Genomic DNA, 3,720 nt, shown 5'->3' on the forward strand with positions numbered 1-3,720 from the left:
GTACTAAAGTGGTTTTCAGCCTTTGGGTTGAGAGTTACCCAATCTAGTTGAACTGCATCAGGAGTGAGGGGTTGGCTTCTGGGATTGGGTGGTAAGCCACCGCGTCCGGCGATCGTAAAACTACTTTCATTTTGTGCTGTACGGCCTTGACAGACTTGCGACACTTGACTAGTAACTGGGACGGCTGGTAAGTTAATTAATCCTTGATAGGGGTCAACATTGAGCGTGTTGATTTCTACAATGCCGTTTAAATCAGGTCTTGTTTGGGAAATTGCTGTAATATCATTTGTCTGAAGTTTACGCGGGTCTGGGTTTGGATCGTTAGGGCGCAACCTTTTAAGGTCTTCGCTAGTTAGTGAGGCAATTCCAAAAATCTTAGTAGCGTTGATTGTGACTGTTCCCCCATTACCATTGTAGGCATTGGCGGTGATGTCGCTGTTTTCATCTGGTTTAGCAACGATAAAGCCGTCAGGAGCATTGATGATGATATTACCGCCATTTCCACCCTGTTGATTAGTGCCTGCGGTAGCAGATATCTGACTATTGCCGCTTAGTAACAATAAATCTAGGTCGTGGAGTGTAATATTACCACCATTACCGGATGCGGTTTCAGCAGTAATTTCCCCTCCGTTATCTAAGCGAATGAAAGGAGATCCTAGCTGAAGGTTGCCTGCACTCCCCGACCCTTGAGAGCGAACAAACAAGCCACTGTTAAGAGACTCATCCTCAACAAGACTCCCACGAATTCGGACAAACCGTTTCAAGGGAGCACTGCCAGATATAGTCACCCGATCAGTAGCATTAACTGTGATATTACCTGCAAAGCCACTGCTGCCTGTGAAAGCATTAGCAAGGATTTGTCCACCATTAACCGCTTCCAAAGTATTCGCGTTCACCGTGATATTGCCAGCATTTCCCTCACCTAGAGTGCGGGCATCTATAACCCCATTATCTGCTACCCGAAAAGCATTGGTATTAATAATGATGTTTCCCCCTTGCCCCCCTTGATTGGTACGTGAAAATAACCCACTTGCTGTTTTATTAATGGCAAATCCAAAAACATTAACAGCTTCAGTTGCATTAATTTCTATCTGTCCACCTTTTCCTTGACCTCGAGTACCAGTAACTATCTGTGCGCCATTTCCCACAATTAACTGCCTAGTCTTAATCGTCAAATTACCAGCATCACCAACATTGTCAGTCTGAGTAGATAAAAAACTAGGGAATTGCTGCCCATCTATTGATATTCCTGTTCCTTGTAATTCCACCAAATCGCTAGCAGCCACAAATAAATTTCCCCCCTGCCCCTTGCCTTTAGTAGTAGAAGTTGATACTTGCGCTCCATCTTGGACAATCAAGCGTCTGGTATCAATTGTCAAGTTTCCAGCGCCTTTAGCACCTGAAGTTTCAGTAAACAAGCCGCTACCAACACCAATAACTTCCACGGAATCGGTGGTGGTTACAGTCAAATTTCCCCCCTGTCCCTCGCCTAGAGTAGAAGTTGATACTCGCGCTCCATTCTGAGAACTTAACCTTCGAGTGGTAATTGTCAAGTTTCCAGCATCTCCAGCACCTTGAGTTTGAGTAAACAAGCCGCTATTAGCATCAATTAGTTCCACGGAATTGGTGGCGGTTACAGTCAACTTTCCTCCCTGTCCCTCACCTGAAGTAGAAGTTGATACTCGCGCTCCATTCTGAGAACTTAACCTTCGAGTAGTAATTATCAAGTTTCCAGCATTTCCAGCACCTTGAGTTTCAGTAAACAAACCGCTATTTGTTATTCCTGTTAGTTCCACGGAATCAGTGGCGGTTACAGTCAAATTTCCCCCCTGTCCCTTGCCTAAGGTACCAGTTCTTATCCTTGACCTATCCCCCTGAATACTTAACTGTCCGGTTTGAATCGTCACATTTCCTCCGGTTCCTATTGCTTCTGGAGGATAAACATCGGCTGTAATCTGCGAACCTTCAGTGAGAGTCACCGTATTTTTTGTGTGGACAAGCACCTCTCCACCAGCTTCTGTACCTTGTGTGTCGGCATAAATCCATGAGCCTTGAGTTAAAGCCAAATTATTGCTCTGAATCTGAACATCACCACCCCCAGCACCGCTAACATCAAGATACACTCCATCTTCCAATCCAATATCGCCAAAATTATTTACAGAGGCGTACCCCAATACCCAATGATTGTCTTGCTGGTTCAAGCTCACTTCTCCAACACCAGCCACACTACCTAGCTCAATCCGTCCTCCTGGAACTGCCAAATTTGGTTGTCGTGGTTCTAAAGCTGCTCGTTCACCTCCCTGCAACGTCACCTTACCGCCCACGAGTGCTAAAGTTTTACTAGGTTGTACTTTTAGGTCAGATCCTTCTACACGAATACTTCCTGCTGTTCCCTCAAATTGCAAGCCAATGGGAACATTTACTGTTAGTAGAGGTGTGCTTTGGGGAGGAAATGCGCTAAACAGAGCGCCATCTGCAAATTTGAGACCGTTTGCTGTAGTTGCGATCAAAGAACCCTTGATATCCAATTGAGCATTAGGACCAAAAATAATTCCATTGGGATTGAGAAAAAACAAATTAGCAGAGCCATTGGCTTTAATCAGACCCTCAATTATAGAAACAGAACTACCTGTAACACGGCTGATAATATTTTGAATATCTAAAGCGTTGTTGAAGTCAGCCTGAGTGCCACCGGGTACAGAAAACTGCTCAAAACTATGGAAAAGATTACTTCCAGCTTGAGTTCCTCCTTCAATAATTCTAGTATTCCCCTCTAATTTGACAGTGGAATTATTCGGTAAAGTGCCATCAGGCGTAATTTGAGCAAAGGTGCAATCTCCAGTATTGAGGTATATGCCACTAAGAGCTAAAGAAATCATTAACCTAAGCCAGCACGAACCGCGTAAGTTTTCAGTCATTTGATGAATTTCCCTTAATAACAGAAATGATCGAGCCTTTGTGTGCAGTTTGGACAGCAAAAATTATAAAGTTTTGTGAATAAATGGCATAATTTGCAGAAAAATTTATGCTGCAACTTGGGTTATTAAATAGAGGTGATTTTACCTCTAAGGAAAAACAATCAATTGGGTGATTACTATGCATTATTCCTTAAAAATGAAAATCCTGGATTTAGACTATATTGAATCAATTGTTGAGCAGGACATCACATCTGTGCAGGCTGAAAAAATTCTAGGAGGAACACTAATTACAAGTAAGCCTCAACAACTAGTCCGTGAAAAAACTCTAGTAGAAACAATAAGTGTAAGTAAGGTTCAAGCAGTTAAGGTGGGCGTGAAGGTGGACATTAATCAGTCTACAGTAGAGCCAATACAGCTTATACCTATTCCTATTCCTCTTCCTTCGTGGCATATAGGGGAAAGCAAAGCAGATTTACAGTTACAAATCACTGTGTGACTTAAAGAATAACGTGATTGTTTTTACATCAAGTGCCCCCAAGTCAGAACTTAACATTTAAACGAGTCTGATACTATTTGAATGCAATTAAGTTTGCAACTGTCATTTGAGCGATCGCTCTAGTTCCTGCACAACGCAATAATAAGCATTTCAGCAATCCTTTTGCGGACATTTTATTCTTTAAACCACAATTTTCCTGATTACTACATCTGGAAATTGGCTCTAGTTGCCATTGTTTTTGCTGTAGTAGCGATCGCTGTTCCCGATGTTTACGTCTAAAGAAGCCGTAGGTTTATCTCTGTCTCT

The 3,720-nt window shown here is 42.7% G+C and carries 2 protein-coding genes; one reads left to right on the top strand and one right to left on the bottom strand.

Translation table 11 applies throughout. The features are described 5' to 3' along the window. A partial coding sequence (locus tag IQ229_RS17845) for a two-partner secretion domain-containing protein (protein WP_194045996.1) occupies positions 1-2,918 on the bottom strand: 2,918 nt, incomplete at its 3' end. A 178-nt stretch (positions 2,919-3,096) separates the two neighbouring features. Here IQ229_RS17845 and IQ229_RS17850 point away from each other — a divergent pair. Next, complete coding sequence (locus tag IQ229_RS17850; protein WP_194045998.1) at positions 3,097-3,414, top strand: hypothetical protein; 318 nt, start codon at positions 3,097-3,099, stop codon at positions 3,412-3,414. The last annotated feature ends 306 nt before the right edge of the window (positions 3,415-3,720 follow it).

The sequence above is a fragment of the Nostoc cf. edaphicum LEGE 07299 genome (assembly GCF_015207245.1).
In the GTDB taxonomy this organism is placed as follows: Bacteria; Cyanobacteriota; Cyanobacteriia; order Cyanobacteriales; family Nostocaceae; genus Nostoc; species Nostoc edaphicum_B.